Raw genomic sequence first — 19,032 nt, 5'->3', positions numbered from 1 at the left:
TCCCGGCCTACCGGACCGCCCTCACCGGAGGGTCCGCGTAGCGGGCCAGCGCGACCAACAGCCGTTCCTCGACGTCGTCATCCTCCACCCCCGCCAGCCGCAGGGCGCTTCGCAGCACCCGCGGCGCATCGGGGAGGGGGATGTGCAGCTCCCGGCCCGGCCCCGACCCGGCGTAGAGCCAGGTGTCGGCCCGACCGTCGCGGCGCCACACCGCGAACTCCAGCTGGACGGTCGTCGTCGTGTCCGGGTCGAGAAGGACGTCGACCCCCTCCGCGACCGCGCGGTGCACACGATCGTCGACATGGTCGTCTTCACGGTGCCCACCCTCGCACCAGGTCGGACACTCGTGCGTCTGCCAGGACGGCCGGCTCGCGGGCATGCTTCACTCCAGGGTCATCGAGCGGGCACGACGACATTCACGCACGAGGCTGCGACATCCCACGCGCGGGCGCGATCAGCGACCTTCCGCGATGCCCTCCGGCACCGGAGGCAGAAGCACCTCGACCGGAGTGTCGAGCACCTCCGCGAGCGCGACGAGTGTGCGAAGGCGCGGATTGGCCGGCGTACCCGGGTTCGACTCGCCGCGCTCCAGCTTCCGGTAGGTGAAGGCGGAGATGCCGGCCGCGTGAGCGGCGCGTTCCTGACTGATGCCGCGTCTCGCCCGAGCCTCGCGGAGATTGAGCCCCAGTCGGCGAGCGAAGTCGTCCCACGGCGACAGCGGATCTGGCATAGCTCCAGCTTCGAACACGGTGCACACTGGCATGCACATGTATACATGCGACACATCCTTGCCCCCATTTCCGCATTGTGACATGCTCATGTATACATGCTCCATCGGCCTGGGGAACCCAATGCGCAGAAGTCGTCTCGGCGGCATACGACAGACCGCGCTCGTCGCTCTCATGGCGATCATCGAGCGCGCACCGGCATTGCTCGCCGTCACCCTTGCGGCGGCGATGTGGGCTCTCGCGATCGGCATCGCCCTCAGGACGACATTCGGAGGATGAGGGTCACTGCACCCGCGCCTGCACCCATCCGGTCGAGATGTCATCGGTGGTGGTGACCTGAAGCTGAACGGGACCCGTGTAGTCGATCGAAGCCCATTCGTTCGACACGATCGCGTCGCCGCAGACGAACGTGCCGCCCGCGATCGAGCGCTTCTCATCGCCCACACCCGCCGTCATCAGCTCGTACGACACCCGACCCCCTTCGCACCATCCGTCGATGCGCAGCCCATGCCCGGCCTCGATTACCCCGGGTCCGGCCGTGGACTCGTTGTAATCCTCCCGACGATCCGGGTTGAGCAGGAAGAGCGCGATCTGGCTCGGATCGTCGACATCCGGCGTCTGGCTCGGCGTCGGCAGGGCGGCCTCGCCCGTCGGCGTCTGCTCGCCGGACGGCGCGGGGCGCGTGACGGAGGCGGTCGGGTCGCTGTCGACGGCGCCCGCCGTGCACCCGGCGATACCGAGAGCGGCGAGGATCACACCACCGAGAAGGAGGGGACGGATGCGGCTACTCATACCTCCACAGTAGAAAGCGCCCAACGCGGCCGCAGAGCCCGTTGATTCTGGGCGGCGCGGCGTCTACGGTGGGCGCCCTCATCCGGTCCGAACTCCTGCAGAACCGGTGCGCCGGGGTCCCAGGACCCGTGGCCGGCCGGTTTCGCAGGAGTTCGGACCCGCGGTCAGCGGCGCACCAGCTCCTTCGGGCGCCGCATGAACAGCACGGCGACGAGCCCCAGGAGGACGATCCCCGCGGGAAGCAGCGTGGCCTGCGCCATCGCGGTGGAGAACCCCGCGATCACGGGCTCGGGGAGGGTGCCGGTGCCGAAGCCGGAGGTGGCATCCGCCGCGCCCGGGAGGTTCGCCTCGAGCCGCGCCTGCATGACCGCCGCGATCGCGGCCGATCCGATGACCGACCCGACGACGCGCGTCGTGTTGTAGATGCCCGCTCCCGCGCCGGCCTGACGCGGCGGAAGCCCGCGGGTCGCGGTGGTGGCCAGCGGCCCCCACATCCCGGCGTTGCCGATTCCCTGCAGGGCGGAGGGGAGCAGGAACATCAGGATCGGCGTCGCCGGGTCGGCGATCAGGACGGCGTTGAAGACAAGCGATCCCCCCACCAACAGGAGCCCCGGCACGAGGATGACGCGCGGATCCACACGGTCGAGCAGACGACCGGCCAGCGGCGCGAGCACTCCCGAGAGCACGGCCATGGGGATCATCAACAACGCGGCTTCGGTGGGCGTGAGCCCGCGCGCCAGCTGCAGCGCGAACATGAACGGCAACGACATGGCCGTCACCGCGAAGCCCACGGCGGCGATACCGACGTTCGCGGCGGAGAAGTTGCGCTCGCGGAAGAGATCGAGCGGAACGAGCGGCTCGCTGCGGGTTCGCGCCTGCGTCCAGATGAACACCGCCAGCACCAGCACGCCGGCGGCGATCATGATCCACACCCACGGCGCCCAGTCGAAGTGCTCACCCTCCTGAAGCCCGAAGACGATGAGGAACAGCGCCAGGGCGGAGAGGAAGACGCCGACCATGTCGAAGCGGTGACGGTGCGTCTCGAGCTGCGGCACCAGGATCCAGGCGAGGACCAGGCCGATGATGCCGACGGGCACGTTGATGAAGAAGATCCACTCCCAGCCGAGACCGTCCACGAGCAGTCCGCCGGCGAGAGGTCCGACGAGCATCGCGACACCCGCGGTCGCGCCCCACAGGCCCATGGCCGCGCCGCGCTGCGAGGGCGGGAAGGTGCGCGTGATCACGGCCATCGTCTGCGGCGTGACGAGCGCCGCCCCGATCCCCTGCACGGCACGCATGGCGATGAGCATGCCGAGACTGGACGAGAGCCCGCATCCCAGCGAGGCGAGGGTGAACAACGCGAGACCGATGAGGTAGATGTTCTTGGGACCGAAACGGTCACCGAGGCGGCCGGTGATCAGCAGCGGCACGGCGTAGGCGAGCAGGTACGCGCTGGTCACCCACACGACGTTGTCGAGGTTGTTCGTGCTCGGATCCAGCGCGGCCTTGATGGCCGGGTTGGCGACCGAGACGATCGTGGTGTCGACGAGGATCATGAAGAACCCGATGACGAGGGCCCACAGGGCGGGCCAGGGGCTGCGGGTGGGTGTGGCGGTGTTGGCGGTGGTGGGAGCGCTCATTCGCGAGCAGCCTTTCTCTGAGTGAGGTACCGGTCGCTGGTGCGGTCGTGCGCATCCGGCCCCCAGGCGAAGCTCGGGTCGCCGAGGCGCCCGAGGAAGACATCGAGCCAGGCCAGGTCGGCCTCGGCGAGCGCACGGGAGCGATCGACCTCGATGAGGTACTGCTCGGAGACTCCCCCCGGGCGGGCCTTGTTAAGCCCCGCGCTGAGATCGGCGATCTGAGCCGTCAGCGCGGCGCGGCGCACGTCGAGCAGCGCGCCGACGTCGTCGCGGTCGAGGTTATGCGCCTCGGCGAGAGCGACGCGGAACTCGACGGGACGGTCGATGCGCACGAGCTCCGTGCGGATCCACTCGTCCAGAGATGCCAGCCCGGCATCGGTCAGCGCGTACGTCGTGCGCTCGGGACGATTGCCCTCGCGGGCGGTGCCCGCCTCGGCGATGAGTCCCGCCTTCTCCAGCCGGGCGACCGTGTGATAGACGGTGCCGCCGGTGACGTTCAGGATGCGGTCGTCGTGCCGCAGTCTCATGAGCCGCAGCATCTCGTAGGGATGCATGGGGTCTTCGCGCAGCAGCGCGAGCACCATGATGCCCAACGGGGTGATCCGAACCGTCATCCGATACTCCATGTCGATTAGTCCACATGGACTATACACCCGCGGCGTACCCTGCCGACATGCCGGATCCGCAGCGCGAAGTCGCCCGCCGACGCGGTCACGAGATCTTCGATCCGATCGTCGAGCCGCTGCTCGCCGAGCCCGACGTGGATGTGGGCAGGATGTTCGGCTCGGAGGGCGTCCGCATCCGGGGCAAGGTCTTCGCCTTCCTCGGTTTCGACGGCACGCTCATGGCCAAGCTGCCCTCCGCGCGCATCGACGCGCTCGTCGCGGCGGGGATCGCCCAGCGCATGGTCATGAAGGGGCGTCCGCTGCGCGAGTGGATCGAGGTCGGCATCGATCGGGGCTCTGCATGGCCCGAGATCGTCCGCGACGCGTACGCCTTCCTCGACGAGATCACGCCCTGACGAACGCGATGGGCCGAGCGGCGCCCGCACGGGATAATGGGCGGGTGAACGACCCTGCGCTCCTCGACGGCTGGCGGCACGTGTACTCCGGGAAGGTCCGGGACCTCTACGTTCCCGACGACACCCCCGAAGGCGCTTCCGGCGGGCGCATGCTCGTCGTCGCAAGCGACCGCGTGAGCTCTTTCGACCACGTGCTCGAACCCGGCATCCCCGACAAGGGCGTGCTGCTGACGACGCTGAGCCTCTGGTGGTTCGACCGCCTCGCGGGTGGCGACGGCGGCCGCCGCATCCCGAACCATCTCGTCGCCGATCACGTCCTCGGCGCCGACGATGACGCACGCGAACTCATCCCGGATGCGGTCGCCGGGCGCGCGATGGTCGTGCGAGCGCTCGAGATGCAGCCCATCGAGTGCGTCGTGCGCGGCTATCTCACCGGCTCCGGCTGGCTCGAGTACCAGAGCACGGGAACGGTCTGCGGCATCCCGATCGCGCCGGGTCTTGCCGACGGCGACCGCCTGCCCGAGCCGATCTTCACCCCCGCCTACAAGGCACCGATGGGTGAGCACGACGAGAACATCTCGTTCGAGCGCACCGCCGAGATCGTGGGGAGCGAGATGGCCGAGCGCCTGCGCGAGCTCTCCTTGGAGATCTACGCGCGCGCCGCGGCCACCGCGGAGGAGCGCGGACTCATCCTCGCCGACACGAAGTTCGAGTTCGGTCTCGACGACCAGGGCGTTCTCACCCTCGCGGACGAGGTGCTGACCCCCGACTCGTCCCGGTACTGGGATGCGGATGCGTGGCGCACCGGCACGACGCCCGCGGAGCGGATGGCGAGCTTCGACAAGCAGATCGTGCGCAACTGGCTCGCCGCCGCGTGGGTTCCCCGCGAGGGGGAGCCGCCGCGCCTGCCCGACGAGATCGCGGCGCAGACCTCCGCGCGATACGCCGAGCTGCTGCGCCGTCTCACGACCGTCTGACCCTCGCCGCATCCGCGTCGTCGCGCGGGCCGGACGACACTACCGCCGCGCGCCGCCGCACGCCAGACTTTCCGCGAGACCGCACTTTCGGCACGAGATCACGGGTGATACCCGTGATCTCGTGCGGGAGATGCAGTCTCGTGGGATGAACACCCCGGAAAGGACCACCCATGCCCCTGTGGAAGATCCACGGAAACGGCCGCACCGTCGCCCCGGGCGACGTCGTCGCCCCCGATGAACGCCTGAACTGGCCCGCGACCATCGCGATCGGCGCCCAGCACGTGATCGCCATGTTCGGCGCCACCTTCCTCGTGCCGATCCTGACCGGGTTCCCCGTCGCCACGACCCTGCTGTTCTCCGGCATCGGGACGCTGCTGTTCCTCGTGGTCACGAAGAACAAGCTCCCGAGCTACCTGGGCTCCTCGTTCGCCTTCATCGCGCCCGTGACGGCGGCGACCGCATCCGCCGGCATGGGTTCCGCCCTCGCGGGCATCGTCGCCGTGGGCGTGCTGCTCGCGATCATCGGCGTCGTCGTGCAGCTGGCGGGCCTCGGCTGGGTCGACAAGCTCATGCCGCCGGTCGTCGCCGGCGCGATCGTCGCGCTGATCGGCTTCAACCTGGCCCCTGCGGCCTGGAACAACTTCCAGCAGGCGCCCGTGATCGCCTCGATCACCCTCGCCGCCGTCATCCTCTTCAGCGTGCTCTTCCGCGGCTTCCTCGGCCGGATCTCGATCTTCCTCGGCGTCGTCGTCGGCTACATCGCCGCCGCGATCTCCGGCGAGCTCGACTTCAGCAGCGTGGCGGATGCGGCGTGGATCGGCCTGCCTACCTTCCACATCGCCGACTTCGCGAGCAGCGGGACCTGGAGCGCGATCGCGATGTTCCTGCCGGTCGTGCTCGTGCTGGTGGCCGAGAACGTCGGCCACGTGCGCGGCGTCGCCACGATGACGGATGCGTCCGTCAACCGCTCCACCGGGCGCGCCCTCATCGCCGACGGTGCCGCCACCACCGTCGCCGGTTTCTTCGGCGGCTCGGGCACCACCACCTACGGCGAGAACATCGGCGTGATGGCCGCGACCCGCGTGTACTCGACGGCCGCGTACTGGGTCGCCGGCGTCGTCGCGATCCTGCTGAGCCTGTCGCCCAAGATCGGTGCCGTCATCAACTCCGTTCCCGCGGGTGTGCTGGGCGGGGTGACGACCGCACTGTACGGTCTGATCGGCATCATCGGCATCAAGATCTGGGTCGACAACCGCGTGGACTTCTCACGTCCGGTGAACCAGTACACCGCCGCCGTCGCCCTGGTCATGGCGATCGCCGGGTTCTCGATGTCGTGGGGCGACTTCCAGCTCGGCGCGATCGTCGTGGCCACCGCGGCGGCCCTGGTGATCTACCACCTCGGCAACGCCATCGCGCGCTGGCGCAAGACCGGCGCCGACGACGGCGGTCCCATCCCCGCGGTCGGCCCGCTGGGCGGCGACCCCGAGTGATGCGCGGGCGTCGCGGGCGGGGTCGTCCCGTGCGCGGCGCCCCGCATCCGGTCCGCCCGGATGCGGCGACTCAGGCCGACTCGCGCCGGATCAGCTCGGACGACAGGATCGTGGCGTGCGAGGGCTCCTGGCCCGCGAGCAGCGCCAGCAGCACGTCGACCATCTGCTCGCCCTGCAGCTGCGAGGGCTGGCGGACGGTCGTCAGTGCGGGAGTCACAGCGGTCGCGACGGGCGAGTCGTCGAAGCCGACGATGGCGATGTCGTCCGGCACCCGCAGGCCCGTGCGCTCCAGCGCCGCCAGCGCGCCGCGCGCCATCAGGTCGCTCGCGATGAACAGGGCGTCGATGTCGGCACCGGAGGCGAGGATGCGTTCCATCGCCGCATAGCCGCCGGCGGAGCTGAAGCCGCCGTCCTCGATCGGGCCGACCTGCAGCCCCGCATCCTGGAGCACCTCGCGGTAGCCGGTGAGACGGTCGATTCCCGCGGGCATGTCGACGGGGCCCGAGATCGTGCCGATGCGGGTACGGCCCGCCTCGACGAGGTGTCGGGTCGCCGTACGGCCGCCCTCGACGTTGTCGATGTCGACGAAGTAGGCGCCGGCGCGGCCGTGTGCAGGCCGGCCGCCGTAGACGACGGGCACCGCCGCGGCGATCCGGTCGACGAAGGTGTCGGTCGTGTGGTGCGAGACGACGATGGCGCCGTCGACGGCGCCGCTGCGCAGATACGCCGCCGTCTTGTCCCGCGGATCGTTGCTCGCGATGATGAGGTTCAGCACGTAGTCCGACCTGCTGAGCCGGGCGTTGATGCCCGACACGATCGACGCGAAGAACGGGTCGCCGAAGAACCTGTTCGTGTCTTCCGGCACGATCAACGCGATCGCCATCGTCGCGCGGCTCGCCAGCGAGCGGGCGGCCCGGTTGGGTACGTAGTTCAGCTCGCTGATGGCCAGTTCGACGGCGGCCACCGCAGCGGGACTCACTGCGGTGGCGCCGTTGACGACTCTGGAGACCGTGGACCGGGAGACCCCGGCCATCGCGGCGACGTCCTCGATGGTGGCGGTGGCACGACGAGGGTCGCTGGTCACGGTTCTCTACCTCTGCAGGACGGCGCCCTCGGGCGCGTTATCGATCGCACGGGCGGCGATCACCCGACGATACTCCAGAGCGCTGTCCTTCAAGGTACGCACCTGGGTGTCGTAGTCGACGTGGACGATTCCGAACCGCTTCTCGTAGCCCCAGGCCCACTCGAAGTTGTCGAGCAGGGACCAATAGAAGTAGCCGCGCACGTCGACGCCCGCGTCGGCCGCATCCAGCACCGCCGACAGGTGCGCGCGCAGGAACGCGGTGCGCTCCGCATCCTTCACCCGGGCGGCGCCGTCCTCGACGACGAGCTCGTCGTCGTAGGCCGCACCGTTCTCGGTGACGTAGAGCACGGTGCCCGCCGAGGCGGCATACTCGTCCGAGACGCGGCGGAGGAGCCTGGTCAGACCCTCCGGCTGCACCTCCCAGTTCATCGAGGTGCGCGGCAGGCCGCGATCGTGCCAGTAGATCCCCTCCGCCGCCGGGAACGGCGAACGGCCGGGGCGATCGGTGGGCGCCTCGCCGGGAAGCGGCGGGTTCGGGTCGGGCTCGGCGCCCACGAACTCGCCGTGGTAGTAGTTCACGCCCAGGCTGTCGATGGGCTGCGCGATGAGCTCGAGGTCGCCCGGACGGATGGCCGCCTGCCACGTCTCGACCGCCGCCGGGTCGACCACGCGGATGTCGTCGACCACGTCCTGCGGGTACGCAGCGCGGAAGATGGGGTCGAGGAACCAGCGGTTGAACTGGCCGTCGATACGGCGCGCCGCGTCCCGGTCGCCCTCGTTCTGCGGGTCCACCGGGTCGGGAACGGTGAGGTTCAGCGTGATCCCGAGGTTCTTGCCCGCGTCGCGGCCCCGGAGCTCCCGCACGACCTGTCCGTGACCGAGCAGGAGGTGGTGCGAGGCCAGCATCCCCTCGGCGACGGAGTAGTGGCCGGGGGCGTGGATGCCGGCGGTGTAGCTGAGGAACGACGAGCACCACGGCTCGTTGAGGGTGGTCCAGATGTCGACCCTGTCTCCCAGCGCGTCGTACACGTCCAGCGCGTACTCCGTGAACAGATCGCTCGACTCCCGCACCGTCCACCCACCGCGCTCCTGGAGCGCCTGCGGCATGTCCCAGTGGTAGAGCGTCAGCCACGGCAGGATGTCGGCGTCGCGCAGCTCGTCGACCAGGCGCTTGTAGAAGTCCAGCCCCTTCTGATTGAGCGGGCCGGCGTCCGGGCGCACGCGCGACCACGACACCGAGAACCGGTAGGTGTCGAGCCCCAGGCCCTTCATCAGCGCGACGTCGTCGCCGTAGCGGTGATAGTGATCGCATGCCACGTCACCGTTGTCGCCGTTGATGACGGCACCGGGCTCGCGGCAGAACGCGTCCCAGATGGATGCGGTCCGCCCGTCCTCGAAGGCTGCGCCCTCGATCTGGAAGGCCGCGGTGGCCGCTCCGAACAGGAAGTTCCGCGGGAACGCGCGCAGAGCGTCGCTCATCGATGTACCTTTCTCGCGCCCGGGCCTCAGCCCTTGACGGCGCCTTGCATGATTCCGCTCACCAGCTGCTTGCCGGCGAAGACGAAGAGGACCAGGAGCGGGATCGTCGACAGCAGCACGCCCGCGAGGACGATCGAGTAGTCGACGAAGTAGTTGGACTGCAGCAGCGAGAGCGCGACCGGAAGGGTCGGGTTCTGCCGGTCGAGCACGATGAACGGCCAGAAGAAGTTGTTCCATGCCGTCACGAACGTGAACAGGGCCAGCATCGCCGCCGCGGGCCGCGCGGCGGGCACACCCACCGTGAGGAAGGTGCGGAACGAGCTCGCCCCGTCGACGCGGGCGGCCTCGATCAGCTCGTCCGGCACAGCCTGGCGGATGTACTGCGTCATCCAGAACACGCCGAAGGCGCTGACCAGGGCGGGGATGATGATCGCGCCGATCTGACCCGTCCATCCGATCTCGCTGAACAGGAGGTACAGCGGCACGACGCCGAGCTGGGTCGGCACGGCCATCGTGGCGATGACGAACACGAGCAGCCAGCTCGAGCCGCGGAACTTCAGCTTCGCGAAGGCCCATCCGGCCAGCGTCGAGAAGAACACGACGGATGCGGCGATGAGCGCCGAGCTGAAGATCGAGTTCCACAGCGCCGGCCAGAAGTTGACGGCCGGGTCGTTGATGACCTTCGCGGCGTTGGCGAGGAAGTTGCCGCCGGGGATCCACGACATGTTGGGGTCGCGGATGGTGTACGAATCGCCGGAGCCGATGAGCAGCGACCAGTAGAAGGGGAACGCCGCGCTGAGCAGCACGACGCCGAGGGCGGCGTACACGAACCAGCCCGGACGCGACCCGCGCACGGGGCGGCGCCTGCGCACCGGCTTGCGGCCGGGCTCCAGCAGCGCTTCCTCCGCCGCGACGGGCGGGTTCTGCAGAGTGGTCATCGGAGGACCTCCGTCTTCTGGGACGCGGTGCGGGACGCTTCGACCGCTTCCTTGGCGGCGCGTCGGGCGGCGCGCATCTGGGCTCGGCTCATGTCGGACTTCTTACCTTCGTCACGCACGAGCCCGCGGGTGACGAAGAGGTTGATCGCGCCGATCGCGAGGATGATGAGGAACAGGATCCACGCGAGGGCGGCGGCGCGACCGAAGTTCCACTGGCCCCAGCCGAGGTCGTAGAGCCACAGGGTGATGGTGAGCCACTGGTTGTCGGCGCCGCCGGTTCCGGTCTGGTCGTACATGCGCGGCTCGTCGAAGATCTGCAGGCCACCGATCGTCGAGGTGATGATGACGAAGATCAGGGTGGGCTTGAGGCTCGGCAGCGTGATGGAGAAGAACTGGCGGACCTTGCCGGCGCCGTCGACCGTCGCCGCCTCGTAGAAGTCGCGCGGGATGGCCTGCATGGCCGCGAGCAGGATGAGGGTGTTGTACCCGGTCCAGCGGAAGTTGACCATCGTGGCGATCGCGATGTGGCTGGCGAACGCATCCGAGTGCCACTTGATGGCAGGGATGCCGAGGTCGGTGAGGATCGAGTTCACGAGACCGTACTGGTCGCCGAACATGTTGGAGAAGATGAGCGCCACGGCGACGGGTGCCATGACGTAAGGCAGCAGAACGCCCATGCGCCAGAAGGTCTTGGCGCGGATGTTCTGATCCAGCAGCACCGCGATGAAGACAGCGAGGATCAGCTGCGGGACGGTGGAGAGCAGGAAGATCGAGAACGAGTTGCGCAGCGCCGTCCAGAACTTCGGGTCGTTGATGACCGTCGCGTACTGGTCGAAGCCGACGAACGTGCCCGTGCCGCGCACGAGGTCCCAGTCCTGGAAAGAGATGTACGCCGTGTAGGCGATCGGGAAGAGCCCGACGATCAGGAACAGGATGAAGAAGGGGGAGATGTACAGATAGGGGGACAGCTTGAGGTCCCAGGAGCTGAGGCTCTTGCCACCGAAGCCGATGCGCTTGGGGGATCTGGCCGTCGTGGACGAGGCGCTCACGTCGTTCCTTCGTTTCGTTGAGCGTGAGAGGGGCCCGCAGGGTCGGCCCTGCGGGCCCCTCTCACTGCGGGATTACTTGATGGCCTCGACCTCAGAGACCCACTGGTCCCACGAAGCCTTCGCGTCCTGCGTACCGTCCTCGACGCGCGTGAGCGCCTTCTGCATCGCGTCGTTGACCTGGAAGTAGAACTCGCCCTTGAAGGGGCTGACCGTCACGGCCTTGGCCCGCTCGGAGAAGATCTGGCCGACCGGAGCGTTGTTGAAGTACTCGTTGGTCGAGTCCAGCAGCGTGGCGTCGGTGAGCGCGTCGTTCTGGCTCGGGAAGGTGCCGGCGTTCTCGAACGCCTTGACCTGGGTCTTGGCGTCGGTCAGCCAGTCGGCCAGCTTCTGCGCGGCCGCGACGTTCTTGCCGTTGGCGGGGATGGTCAGGTACGAACCGCCCCAGTTGCCGCCGCCGTTGGGGAACATCGGTGCGACGTCCCAGCCGGTGACGTCCTTCGCGTTGCCGGAGATGACACCGAGCATCCAGCCGGGGCAGAGCATCGTGGCGAAGTCGCCGTTGCTCAGACCCGCGAACCAGTCGTCCGACCACTGGCTGAAGTGCGCCGACTGCGTGGCGCTGGCCGCGGTCACCTGGTCGTAGATGTCCTTGACCTCGGGGTTCGTCGTGGCGGTGATCTTGCCGTCCGAGGGGTTCTCGTAGGCCGCCTCGACCTGGTTGATCATGCCCTGGTAGGTGCCGCCGGCCGAGTCGAAGAAGGCCTTGCCGGTCGCTGCGACGTACTGGTCGCCGACCTTGAAGTAGTTGGCCCAGTCGCCGTCGAAGAGCTTGCCGACCTCGGCGCGGTCGGTCGGAAGACCGGCGGCCTGGAACAGGTCGGAGCGGTAGCAAACGGCCTCGGGGCCGATGTCGGTGCCGTAGCCGATGAGGTTGCCGTCGGCGTCGGTGGCCGCCTTGACCTTCCAGTCCAGCCAGCGGTCGGTCAGGTCGGTGGGGACCGGGGCGAGCATGTCGGAGTACTTCATGACCTCGGGGAGCCAGTCGACCTCGATTGCCTCGATGTCGGCGAGGCCGGTCTTGCCGAGCTTCTGGAAGTAGTTGGCACGGGCGTCGTTGGACGTCGCGGCCTTGTTGTGGACGATCTTCACGTTCGGGTTCTCGTCCATGTACTCCTGCAGGAGTGCATCGGTGTAGCCGAAGTCGTTGAAGGTGGCGATGGTGAGCGTGACCGGCGCGTTCGGGTCGGACTGCTCTCCGCCACCGGTCGAACAACCGGCGAGGACGATGGCTGCGGTTGCGATGCCGGCGGCGAGGCCGAGCGGTCGCAGGGCGCGTGATTTCACGGGACACTCCTTTGTGGATGCGGTTCGGTGCCAGAAAGCTCTCCGCTGTCCCCAGGACTGGGAGCGCTCTCATCGGACGCGACTCACAGTATGGGAGCGCTCCCGAGAGGTCAAGAGAGCGCTCCCAGCGTTCGAGTAACGGTTCGATAACGCGCCGGCACCGCGGTTCTCCCGCCCGCCTCTAGACTGGGAGCAGACCCTCTCCCGCGCACCCTCGGAGCCGTTATGCCCACGATCGTCGTCGATGTCATGCCCAAGGCCGAACTGCTCGACCCGCAGGGCAAGGCGGTCCAGAACGCCCTCCACCGCCTCGGCGTCGAGGACTTCGGCTCCGTCCGGATCGGGAAGCGGTTCGAGTTGACCGTCGAGGGCACCGTCGATGAGGCGCTGCTCGAGAAGGTGCGCGAGATCGCCGACGACGTGCTCTCCAATGCGGTCATCGAGGACGTCGTGGGCATCGAGGTCGTCGAATGAGCGTACGCGTCGGGGTCATCACCTTCCCCGGTTCGCTCGACGACCGCGACGCGCAGCGCGCCATCCGCGTCGCCGGAGCCGAGCCCGTCGCGCTCTGGCACGGCGATCACGACCTGCAGGGCGTCGACGCCCTGGTGCTGCCCGGCGGGTTCAGCTACGGCGACTATCTGCGCGCAGGGGCGATCGCGGCCCTCGCGCCGATCATGTCCGAGGTGAAGGATGCGGCCGCCGCCGGCATGCCGATCCTCGGCATCTGCAACGGCTTCCAGATGCTCGTCGAGGCGCACCTGCTCCCGGGCGGACTGATCCGCAACGCGCACCAGCAGTTCGTGCGTCGCGACCAGCGTCTGCGTGTCGAGAACGCCGACACCGCCTGGACGAGCGACTTCAGCGCGGGACAGGAGATCGTCATCCCGCTGAAGAACGCCGACGGCGGCTACATCGCCGACGCCGAGACGCTCGCGCGCGTCGAGGGCGAGGGTCTCGTGGCCTTCCGCTACGTCGGCGTCAACCCCAACGGCTCGCTCGACGACATCGCCGGGCTCACCAACGAACGCGGCAACGTCGTCGGACTCATGCCGCATCCCGAGCACGCCGTCGAGCCGGGCTTCGGCCCCGACACGTCCGCCGCCATGCGCTCCGGCGTCGACGGTCTCGGCTTCTTCAGCTCGGCCATTGCGGCCGTGGTCTCCGCCGCCGCCTGACCCGCCTCCTTCCCTGCTCGCCTGTCCCAGATCGAGCCCCGCGCATCGATCTGGGACAGGCGAACGTGCAGGGTGAAGGCGGTACCCAACGGGAGAGCACCCGCCCGTGTCCCATCGGGCATGACACGTGTCATGCCCGGGACGTGACAGAAGCCTCCGGCGCAGCGGGAGGCTGCACGGTTGGCTGAAGGCATGAGCGAACCGCGCGTGCAGATACCCGAGATCCCCCTCGCCCCGGATGCGGCGGCCGTCGAGCTGCGCGGCCTCGTGCGCCGCTTCGGCCGCGCCGGTCAGCGCTTCACCGCCGTCGACGGCATCGACCTGCGCATCGAGCGCGGCGAGATCGTGGCGCTGCTCGGCCCGAACGGGGCGGGCAAGACCACGACGATCGACGTGCTGCTGGGACTCGCGGAACCGGATGAGGGCAGCGCGCTCGTCTTCGGCGCGCACCCGCACCGCGCGGTGGCGGCCGGCCGGCTCGCCGCGGTGCTGCAGACCGGCGGCCTGCTGTCGGATCTCACCGTGCGGGAGACGGTCACGGTCATCGCGGACCTGTACGGCGCCGGCTCCCGCGTCGCAGAGGTGATGGAGCGCGCCGATCTCACCGAGATCGCCCGCCGGCGGGTGGGCAAGTGCTCGGGCGGCGAGAAGCAGCGGGTGAAGTTCGCGCTCGCGCTCCTGCCCGACCCCGACGTCCTGGTGCTGGACGAGCCCACCGCTGGTATGGATGTCACGGCACGCCGCCGGTTCTGGCAGGCGATGCGGGCCGACGCGGATGCGGGACGCACGATCATCTTCGCCACGCACTACCTCGAGGAGGCCGAGCAGTTCGCCCGGCGCACCGTCGTGATGACCCGCGGCCGCATCGTCGCCGACGCCGCCACCGCGCACCTGCGCGCCTCGCTCGGAGGCCGCCTCGTCTCGGCGACGCTCGCCGACGAGGCGCTCGCCACGGCCTTCGCCGCAGAGCTGGTGGGCGACGAGTCCGCCGCAGAGGTGTCGGTGGACGCGTCTCGGCTCACGGTGCGCACCGCCGCATCCGACGCTCTCGCTGCGCGTCTGCTCGCCGCCGGCGCCAGCGACCTCGAGATCACCGCACCGACCCTGGAATCCGCTTTCACCCGACTCACCGAGGAGCCCTCATGAGCACGCTCGTCTCGCCCGCGATGTACCGCATCGAGGGTCTGCGCCAGCTGCGGAACCCGTACACGCTGGCCTTCACGCTGGCCATGCCGTTCGCGATGTACCTGCTGTTCGGGGCCAGCATGGACTACGCCTCGCAGAGCGTCGGTCACGCGAACGCCTCGTTCTACGTCATGGTCTCGATGGGCGCCTACGGCACCGCGACGGCGATGAGCTCGCTGTGCTCGCTCGCCGCATCCGAGGTCGGTCAGGGGTGGGGACGCCAGCTCGCCCTCACGCCGCTCTCGACTGCCGGATACGCGCTGACGAAGGTGCTGTCGGCGATGTCGTTCGCCGCACTGTCGGTGCTCATCGTCTACATCGCGGGGTACGTGACGGGAGCCGCCGCCGACGACGTGTGGCGCTGGTTCGCGTCCGCGGCCATCACCCTGGTCCTCGGCCTGGTCTACGGCCTGTTCGGCCTGGGCGTCGGTCTCGCGTTCAACTCGGACTCGGCCGCGGCCCTCGCGTCGATCTCGATCACCTTCTTCGGCTTCTTCGGCAACGTGTTCGTTCCCCTGAGCGGCGTCATGCTCGACATCGCCAAGTGGACGCCCATGTACGGCTACGCGGCCCTCGTGCGCTGGCCGGCGACGGGCGGGGCGCTCGTCGCCGGCGGCTCCGACCCGCTCTGGGCCGTCGTTCTCAACGTGGTCGTCTGGGGCGCGCTGTTCGCCCTTCTGGTGCGCTTCGGCGTCGTGCGTTCGCGTCGTCGTCGTTAGGCTCGAGCGGTGACGAGCCCCTCCGCGCCCCCGCGCGTGCCACAGGATCCGTGGCAGCGCTGGGGCTGGCTCATGGCGATCGTGTGGATGGTCTTCCTGATCTTCCCGATCCTCTCGCTGCTGTCGTCGCCGGCGCCGCCGGGTGTCCTCGTGCTCGGGTGGGCTGCGCTGGTGGGGTTCGCCGTGGCCTACGTGGTCGGTTTCGTCTCCGGGATGCGGTCGGCCTGGGGGGCGCCCAGCCCACGCGTGAAGACGCTGTTCTGGGTGCAGATCGCGTGCGCCGCAGCCACGGTGCCGGCGATCGGCGACGGCGCTCTGAGTTTCGTGCCGTTCGTGATGTCGTACGCGAGCTACGGTCTCCGCCGCAGCTGGCACTGGGCGACGACGGTCGCGGGCATCGGGGCCGTCGTCGTCGTGATCGTCGCCACCGGCTCGATCGAGGACAACATCCAGATCCTCTCGGTGGTCATCATGATCGCCGTCGTCAACACCGTGACGAGCTGGCTCATCGGCCGCTCCGTCGACACGGATCGGATCCGTCTGGAGCTCGCCGCCAGCGACGAGCGCACGGCGATCGCCCGCGACGTTCACGACCTGCTGGGGCACACCCTGACGGCGGTGAAGCTGAAGGCCGAACTCGCCGAGCGGCTCGTCGATCGCGACCCCGATCGCGCGAAGGCAGAGCTCGCCGACATCGTGCGACTCACGGGCGAGGCGATCTCGGGCGTGCGCAGCACCGTGACCGGAATCCGCGGTCAGGCCTTCGCCGAGCAGCTCGTCGCCAGCCGTGCGGCGCTCGAGTCGGCGGGGATGGCCGTCGAGGTCAGCGGCGACGCCGCATCCCTCTCGCCCGCGCAGTCGCTGCCCGCGGGGTGGATCGTGCGCGAGGCGACGACCAACATCCTGCGCCATGCGCATGCCCGCACGGTGCGCATCTCGGTGGCACCGGGCGTCGTCACGGTGGACGACGACGGCGAGGGGGTGCGCCAGCGCCCGGGCAACGGCATCCGGGGCATGCAGGAGCGGGCGGCCGCGGCCGGCGCCGTTCTCGAGGTGGCTCCCGCGCCCAGCGGCGGAACGAGAGTGAGCATGACGTGGTGACCGCACCGATCAGACTGATGCTCGTCGACGATCAGGCGCTCGTCCGCGGCGCGATGGGTGCCCTGCTCGAGCTGGAGGGAGACCTCGTCGTGGTGGCCGAGGCCGCCGACGGCGCGCAGGCCGCATCCCTCGCCGCCGACACGACCCCCGACGTCTGCCTCATGGACATCCAGATGCCCGGGATGGACGGGATCACCGCCACGCGCCAGGTGCGCGAGGCGAATCCGGCGACGCGCGTGCTGGTGGTGACGACGTTCGCCCGACCCGGCTACCTCCGCCAGGCGTTGGATGCGGGCGCCAGCGGCTTCATCGTGAAGGATGCCCCGGCGGATCGCCTCGCCGACGCGGTGCGGCGTGTGCACGCGGGGCTCCGTGTGGTGGATCCCGAACTCGCCGAGGCGTCGCTGTTCGAGGGTCAGAGCCCGTTGACCGAGCGGGAGCAGCAGGCGCTGCGACTGTCGGCCGACGGCCGGGCCGTCGCGCAGATCGCCGCGGAGATGTTCCTCTCGGCGGGCACCGTGCGCAATCACCTCTCGTCGGCGATCGGCAAGACGGGCACCGAGAATCGCTCGCAGGCCGCGCAGGTCGCCCGCGAGAAGGGCTGGATCTAGCGCAAGCGCGCTGGCGGCGGTGTTCGGGGGGGCGATCGTCACCCTCCGCGACGGGGGCTCTGTTCAAGGGACGCGTGATGTCGCGTCCGGGCGCTCCGCGCCGCAAGAGGGGTCCCTCCAACAGGGGCGGGGGCGCGGGGTCACACGAGGCGACCGCCCTCGAGGCGGAGCACGCGCCCGGCCGCGGCGATGAGCACCGGGTCGTGGCTCACGCACACGACCACGGCGCCGCGGCGTCGCTCCCGCTCGACGGCGGCGAGGATGCGGGTGCTGCTGGCCGCATCCAGGCCCGTCGTCGGTTCGTCGAGCAGCAGCACGTCGGCGCGACGGGCCAGCGCCGCAGCGAGCAGCGCCCGCTGGAGCTGGCCGCCGGAGAGGGTCGCCACTGGTCGGGAGGCGAGGTCGGCGATCTCCAGCGCGGCCATGGCCTTCGCCGCATCCGTCCGCTCCGCGCGTGAGGGCAGCGGGAGCAGGCGCCGCCAGGCCCCGATCCGCACGAGCTGAGCCACCGTGAGCGGCAGCTGTTCGGCGATCGCCGAATGCTGCGGGACGAAGGCGATCCGCCCGGCCCCGTCGACGACGCCAGACCGGCCGGGCCTCACCCCGGCGAGCGCCTCGAGAAGCGTGGTCTTGCCCGCGCCGTTCGGCCCCGCGATGACGGTCATCACGCCCGGATCGAGGCGCAGATCGAGCGGATGCAGCAGCGTCCGCCCCTTCGCGTCGACGCGCAGACCCGCCGCGCACAGCGGGGTCGGCGCGGCAGCCGACGGTGGATCGGAGAGGAACATCCGACCAGCCTAGCCAAGTTGAGAACGGTTCTCATTATCGCTACGGTCGGGTGTCGTGACCCTTCTCCTCCCCCTCGAGCACGCGTTCCTGCTGCGCGCTCTCGTCGGCGGTTCGCTCGTGGCCGTGCTGTGCGCGGTCGTCGGCACCTGGGTCGTAATCCGGGGCATGGCCTTCCTCGGCGAGGCGCTGGCGCACGGGATGCTGCCCGGCGTCGCCCTCGCCACCGTGCTCGGCGCCCCCGTCCTCCTCGGCGGCGCCGCGAGCGCCGTGGTCATGACGGTCGGGATCGGGGCGCTGCGCCGGCGCGGGCGTCTCGCGTACGACACGAGCATCGGGCTCCTGTTCGTCGCGATGCTCGCCGTCGGCGTCATCGTCATCTCGCACTCCGGCAGCTTCGCGACGGATGCGACCGCGGTCCTCTTCGGTGACGTGCTGGCGATCTCGACCGAGGATCTCGCAGTGCTGGCCGCGGCCACGGCGGTCGGCCTGGCCCTCGCGGCCGTCGCGCACCGGGCGTTGGTCGCGGTGGCCGTGGACGCGCGCGTCGCCCGGGTGCTGGGCGTGCGTCCGGCGTGGGCCGAGGCCACGCTCACCGGTCTCGTGACGCTCGCCGTCGTCGCCTCGTACCAAGCCGTCGGCTCGCTCCTGGTGGTCGGGATGCTGCTCGCCCCGGCTGTGGCCGCCCGACCGTGGGTGCGCGGGATCGCCGCCGCCATGGTCCTCGCCGGCGCCATCGGGATCGCCTCGGTCACCGCCGGCCTCTCACTCTCGTGGCACCTCGGCACCGCCGCCGGAGCATCGATCGCCGCATCCGCCATCGCCGCGGCCGCGCTGTCCGCGCTGCTGCACTCCCTGTTCGTGTCCCGCCGCTCCGCCGCCGCGGTGCCGGCTCCCCTCTAGAAAGCTC

22 protein-coding genes are annotated in these 19,032 nt (G+C 69.7%); 11 read left to right on the top strand and 11 right to left on the bottom strand.

Annotated features, from left to right (window positions below; translation table 11 throughout):
* Nucleotides 1–7 precede the first annotated feature (7 nt).
* Together QE374_RS10110 and QE374_RS10105 are read right to left on the bottom strand one after the other, a co-directional pair.
* Nucleotides 8–379 (bottom strand): DUF6907 domain-containing protein, encoded by a 372-nt coding sequence (locus QE374_RS10110; RefSeq protein ID WP_309734522.1) that lies wholly within the window; start codon nucleotides 377–379, stop codon nucleotides 8–10.
* A gap of 75 nt (nucleotides 380–454) precedes the next feature.
* Nucleotides 455–730: a helix-turn-helix transcriptional regulator gene (locus QE374_RS10105; RefSeq protein ID WP_309734521.1), complete on the bottom strand. Its 276-nt coding sequence runs from the start codon at nucleotides 728–730 to the stop codon at nucleotides 455–457.
* 121 nt (nucleotides 731–851) lie between these two features.
* Between QE374_RS10105 and QE374_RS10100 the strand changes: the two genes are divergently transcribed.
* Nucleotides 852–1,007, top strand: a complete 156-nt coding sequence (locus QE374_RS10100; RefSeq protein WP_309734519.1) for a hypothetical protein — start codon at nucleotides 852–854, stop codon at nucleotides 1,005–1,007.
* 3 nt (nucleotides 1,008–1,010) lie between these two features.
* Here QE374_RS10100 and QE374_RS10095 read toward each other — a convergent pair whose 3' ends face one another.
* The 3 genes from QE374_RS10095 to QE374_RS10085 all read right to left on the bottom strand — a co-directional run bounded on the left by QE374_RS10095 (nucleotide 1,011) and on the right by QE374_RS10085 (nucleotide 3,774).
* Nucleotides 1,011–1,520, bottom strand: coding sequence for a hypothetical protein (locus QE374_RS10095; protein ID WP_309734517.1), 510 nt, complete (start codon nucleotides 1,518–1,520; stop codon nucleotides 1,011–1,013).
* Nucleotides 1,521–1,684: 164 nt separating this feature from the next.
* Entirely contained in the window at nucleotides 1,685–3,160 is a 1,476-nt protein-coding gene (locus QE374_RS10090) for a DHA2 family efflux MFS transporter permease subunit (RefSeq protein ID WP_309734515.1), read from the bottom strand.
* A complete protein-coding gene (locus QE374_RS10085) occupies nucleotides 3,157–3,774 on the bottom strand; it encodes a PadR family transcriptional regulator (protein WP_309734513.1) in 618 nt (205 codons plus the stop codon). Before QE374_RS10085 ends, QE374_RS10090 begins: the two co-directional genes overlap by 4 nt.
* Before the next feature lie 59 nt (nucleotides 3,775–3,833).
* Here QE374_RS10085 and QE374_RS10080 point away from each other — a divergent pair, with 59 nt between their 5' ends.
* The 3 genes from QE374_RS10080 (at nucleotide 3,834) to QE374_RS10070 (ending at nucleotide 6,648) form a co-directional block, all read left to right on the top strand.
* Entirely contained in the window at nucleotides 3,834–4,181 is a 348-nt protein-coding gene (locus QE374_RS10080) for a hypothetical protein (protein ID WP_309734510.1), read from the top strand.
* 8 nt (nucleotides 4,182–4,189) lie between these two features.
* Nucleotides 4,190–5,158, top strand: a complete 969-nt coding sequence (locus QE374_RS10075) for a phosphoribosylaminoimidazolesuccinocarboxamide synthase (RefSeq protein WP_309734508.1) — start codon at nucleotides 4,190–4,192, stop codon at nucleotides 5,156–5,158.
* A gap of 170 nt (nucleotides 5,159–5,328) precedes the next feature.
* Entirely contained in the window at nucleotides 5,329–6,648 is a 1,320-nt protein-coding gene (locus QE374_RS10070) for a solute carrier family 23 protein (RefSeq protein ID WP_309734507.1), read from the top strand.
* A 70-nt stretch (nucleotides 6,649–6,718) separates the two neighbouring features.
* On the opposite strand, the gene QE374_RS10065 is transcribed toward QE374_RS10070, so the two are convergent.
* The 5 genes from QE374_RS10065 to QE374_RS10045 all read right to left on the bottom strand — a co-directional run bounded on the left by QE374_RS10065 (nucleotide 6,719) and on the right by QE374_RS10045 (nucleotide 12,542).
* Nucleotides 6,719–7,732 (bottom strand): LacI family DNA-binding transcriptional regulator, encoded by a 1,014-nt coding sequence (locus QE374_RS10065; protein ID WP_309734505.1) that lies wholly within the window; start codon nucleotides 7,730–7,732, stop codon nucleotides 6,719–6,721.
* 6 nt (nucleotides 7,733–7,738) lie between these two features.
* The gene (locus QE374_RS10060) at nucleotides 7,739–9,211 is read right to left on the bottom strand and encodes a family 1 glycosylhydrolase (protein ID WP_309734503.1); all 1,473 of its coding nucleotides are present in this window, start codon (nucleotides 9,209–9,211) and stop codon (nucleotides 7,739–7,741) included.
* 26 nt (nucleotides 9,212–9,237) lie between these two features.
* The gene (locus QE374_RS10055; protein ID WP_309734501.1) at nucleotides 9,238–10,149 is read right to left on the bottom strand and encodes a carbohydrate ABC transporter permease; all 912 of its coding nucleotides are present in this window, start codon (nucleotides 10,147–10,149) and stop codon (nucleotides 9,238–9,240) included.
* Nucleotides 10,146–11,198 (bottom strand): sugar ABC transporter permease, encoded by a 1,053-nt coding sequence (locus QE374_RS10050; protein ID WP_309734498.1) that lies wholly within the window; start codon nucleotides 11,196–11,198, stop codon nucleotides 10,146–10,148. Before QE374_RS10050 ends, QE374_RS10055 begins: the two co-directional genes overlap by 4 nt.
* 72 nt (nucleotides 11,199–11,270) lie before the next feature.
* On the bottom strand, nucleotides 11,271–12,542 hold the full coding sequence (locus QE374_RS10045; protein ID WP_309734496.1) for an ABC transporter substrate-binding protein: 1,272 nt from the start codon (nucleotides 12,540–12,542) through the stop codon (nucleotides 11,271–11,273).
* Between the two features lie 225 nt (nucleotides 12,543–12,767).
* On the opposite strand from QE374_RS10045, the gene purS reads away from it, so the two are divergent.
* The 6 genes from purS (at nucleotide 12,768) to QE374_RS10015 (ending at nucleotide 17,336) form a co-directional block, all read left to right on the top strand.
* Nucleotides 12,768–13,016 (top strand): phosphoribosylformylglycinamidine synthase subunit PurS, encoded by a 249-nt coding sequence (gene purS, locus QE374_RS10040; RefSeq protein WP_274286606.1) that lies wholly within the window; start codon nucleotides 12,768–12,770, stop codon nucleotides 13,014–13,016.
* Entirely contained in the window at nucleotides 13,013–13,720 is a 708-nt protein-coding gene (purQ, locus tag QE374_RS10035) for a phosphoribosylformylglycinamidine synthase subunit PurQ (protein WP_309734493.1), read from the top strand. The genes purS and purQ overlap by 4 nt, the downstream gene beginning before the upstream one ends.
* Nucleotides 13,721–13,912: 192 nt before the next feature.
* Nucleotides 13,913–14,866 (top strand): ABC transporter ATP-binding protein, encoded by a 954-nt coding sequence (locus QE374_RS10030; protein WP_309734491.1) that lies wholly within the window; start codon nucleotides 13,913–13,915, stop codon nucleotides 14,864–14,866.
* Nucleotides 14,863–15,624 carry an ABC transporter permease gene (locus tag QE374_RS10025; RefSeq protein ID WP_309734488.1) on the top strand — a complete coding sequence of 254 codons (762 nt, stop codon included), beginning with the start codon at nucleotides 14,863–14,865 and terminating at the stop codon, nucleotides 15,622–15,624. Before QE374_RS10030 ends, QE374_RS10025 begins: the two co-directional genes overlap by 4 nt.
* 9 nt (nucleotides 15,625–15,633) lie before the next feature.
* On the top strand, nucleotides 15,634–16,725 hold the full coding sequence (locus QE374_RS10020; protein WP_309734486.1) for a sensor histidine kinase: 1,092 nt from the start codon (nucleotides 15,634–15,636) through the stop codon (nucleotides 16,723–16,725).
* A gap of 17 nt (nucleotides 16,726–16,742) precedes the next feature.
* Nucleotides 16,743–17,336: a response regulator transcription factor gene (locus QE374_RS10015; RefSeq protein ID WP_309736667.1), complete on the top strand. Its 594-nt coding sequence runs from the start codon at nucleotides 16,743–16,745 to the stop codon at nucleotides 17,334–17,336.
* A gap of 140 nt (nucleotides 17,337–17,476) precedes the next feature.
* Here QE374_RS10015 and QE374_RS10010 read toward each other — a convergent pair whose 3' ends face one another.
* Nucleotides 17,477–18,124 carry an ATP-binding cassette domain-containing protein gene (locus tag QE374_RS10010; RefSeq protein ID WP_309734484.1) on the bottom strand — a complete coding sequence of 216 codons (648 nt, stop codon included), beginning with the start codon at nucleotides 18,122–18,124 and terminating at the stop codon, nucleotides 17,477–17,479.
* Between the two features lie 55 nt (nucleotides 18,125–18,179).
* On the opposite strand from QE374_RS10010, the gene aztB reads away from it, so the two are divergent.
* Nucleotides 18,180–19,025, top strand: a complete 846-nt coding sequence (gene aztB, locus QE374_RS10005; RefSeq protein WP_309734482.1) for a zinc ABC transporter permease AztB — start codon at nucleotides 18,180–18,182, stop codon at nucleotides 19,023–19,025.
* Nucleotides 19,026–19,032 lie beyond the last annotated feature (7 nt).

Origin of the sequence: Microbacterium sp. SORGH_AS_0428, assembly GCF_031453615.1 — a bacterium.
In the GTDB taxonomy this organism is placed as follows: Bacteria; Actinomycetota; Actinomycetes; order Actinomycetales; family Microbacteriaceae; genus Microbacterium.
Note: the sequence above shows the minus strand (reverse complement) of the source record. Positions and strands in the feature narration are given on the sequence as shown.

What these genes read in the sequence shown, in the direction of transcription:
- QE374_RS10060 (WP_309734503.1), bottom strand. Translation starts at nt 9,211, where the DNA reads ATGAGCGACGCTCTGCGCGCGTTCCCGCGGAACTTCCTGTTCGGAGCG.
- QE374_RS10110 (WP_309734522.1), bottom strand. Translation starts at nt 379, where the DNA reads ATGCCCGCGAGCCGGCCGTCCTGGCAGACGCACGAGTGTCCGACCTGG.
- QE374_RS10085 (WP_309734513.1), bottom strand. Translation starts at nt 3,774, where the DNA reads ATGACGGTTCGGATCACCCCGTTGGGCATCATGGTGCTCGCGCTGCTG.
- QE374_RS10105 (WP_309734521.1), bottom strand. Translation starts at nt 730, where the DNA reads ATGCCAGATCCGCTGTCGCCGTGGGACGACTTCGCTCGCCGACTGGGG.
- purQ (WP_309734493.1), top strand. Translation starts at nt 13,013, where the DNA reads ATGAGCGTACGCGTCGGGGTCATCACCTTCCCCGGTTCGCTCGACGAC.
- QE374_RS10030 (WP_309734491.1), top strand. Translation starts at nt 13,913, where the DNA reads ATGAGCGAACCGCGCGTGCAGATACCCGAGATCCCCCTCGCCCCGGAT.
- QE374_RS10025 (WP_309734488.1), top strand. Translation starts at nt 14,863, where the DNA reads ATGAGCACGCTCGTCTCGCCCGCGATGTACCGCATCGAGGGTCTGCGC.
- QE374_RS10095 (WP_309734517.1), bottom strand. Translation starts at nt 1,520, where the DNA reads ATGAGTAGCCGCATCCGTCCCCTCCTTCTCGGTGGTGTGATCCTCGCC.
- QE374_RS10070 (WP_309734507.1), top strand. Translation starts at nt 5,329, where the DNA reads ATGCCCCTGTGGAAGATCCACGGAAACGGCCGCACCGTCGCCCCGGGC.
- QE374_RS10055 (WP_309734501.1), bottom strand. Translation starts at nt 10,149, where the DNA reads ATGACCACTCTGCAGAACCCGCCCGTCGCGGCGGAGGAAGCGCTGCTG.
- QE374_RS10015 (WP_309736667.1), top strand. Translation starts at nt 16,743, where the DNA reads ATGCTCGTCGACGATCAGGCGCTCGTCCGCGGCGCGATGGGTGCCCTG.
- QE374_RS10090 (WP_309734515.1), bottom strand. Translation starts at nt 3,160, where the DNA reads ATGAGCGCTCCCACCACCGCCAACACCGCCACACCCACCCGCAGCCCC.
- QE374_RS10100 (WP_309734519.1), top strand. Translation starts at nt 852, where the DNA reads ATGCGCAGAAGTCGTCTCGGCGGCATACGACAGACCGCGCTCGTCGCT.
- QE374_RS10010 (WP_309734484.1), bottom strand. Translation starts at nt 18,124, where the DNA reads ATGTTCCTCTCCGATCCACCGTCGGCTGCCGCGCCGACCCCGCTGTGC.
- purS (WP_274286606.1), top strand. Translation starts at nt 12,768, where the DNA reads ATGCCCACGATCGTCGTCGATGTCATGCCCAAGGCCGAACTGCTCGAC.
- QE374_RS10075 (WP_309734508.1), top strand. Translation starts at nt 4,190, where the DNA reads ATGGGCCGAGCGGCGCCCGCACGGGATAATGGGCGGGTGAACGACCCT.
- QE374_RS10080 (WP_309734510.1), top strand. Translation starts at nt 3,834, where the DNA reads ATGCCGGATCCGCAGCGCGAAGTCGCCCGCCGACGCGGTCACGAGATC.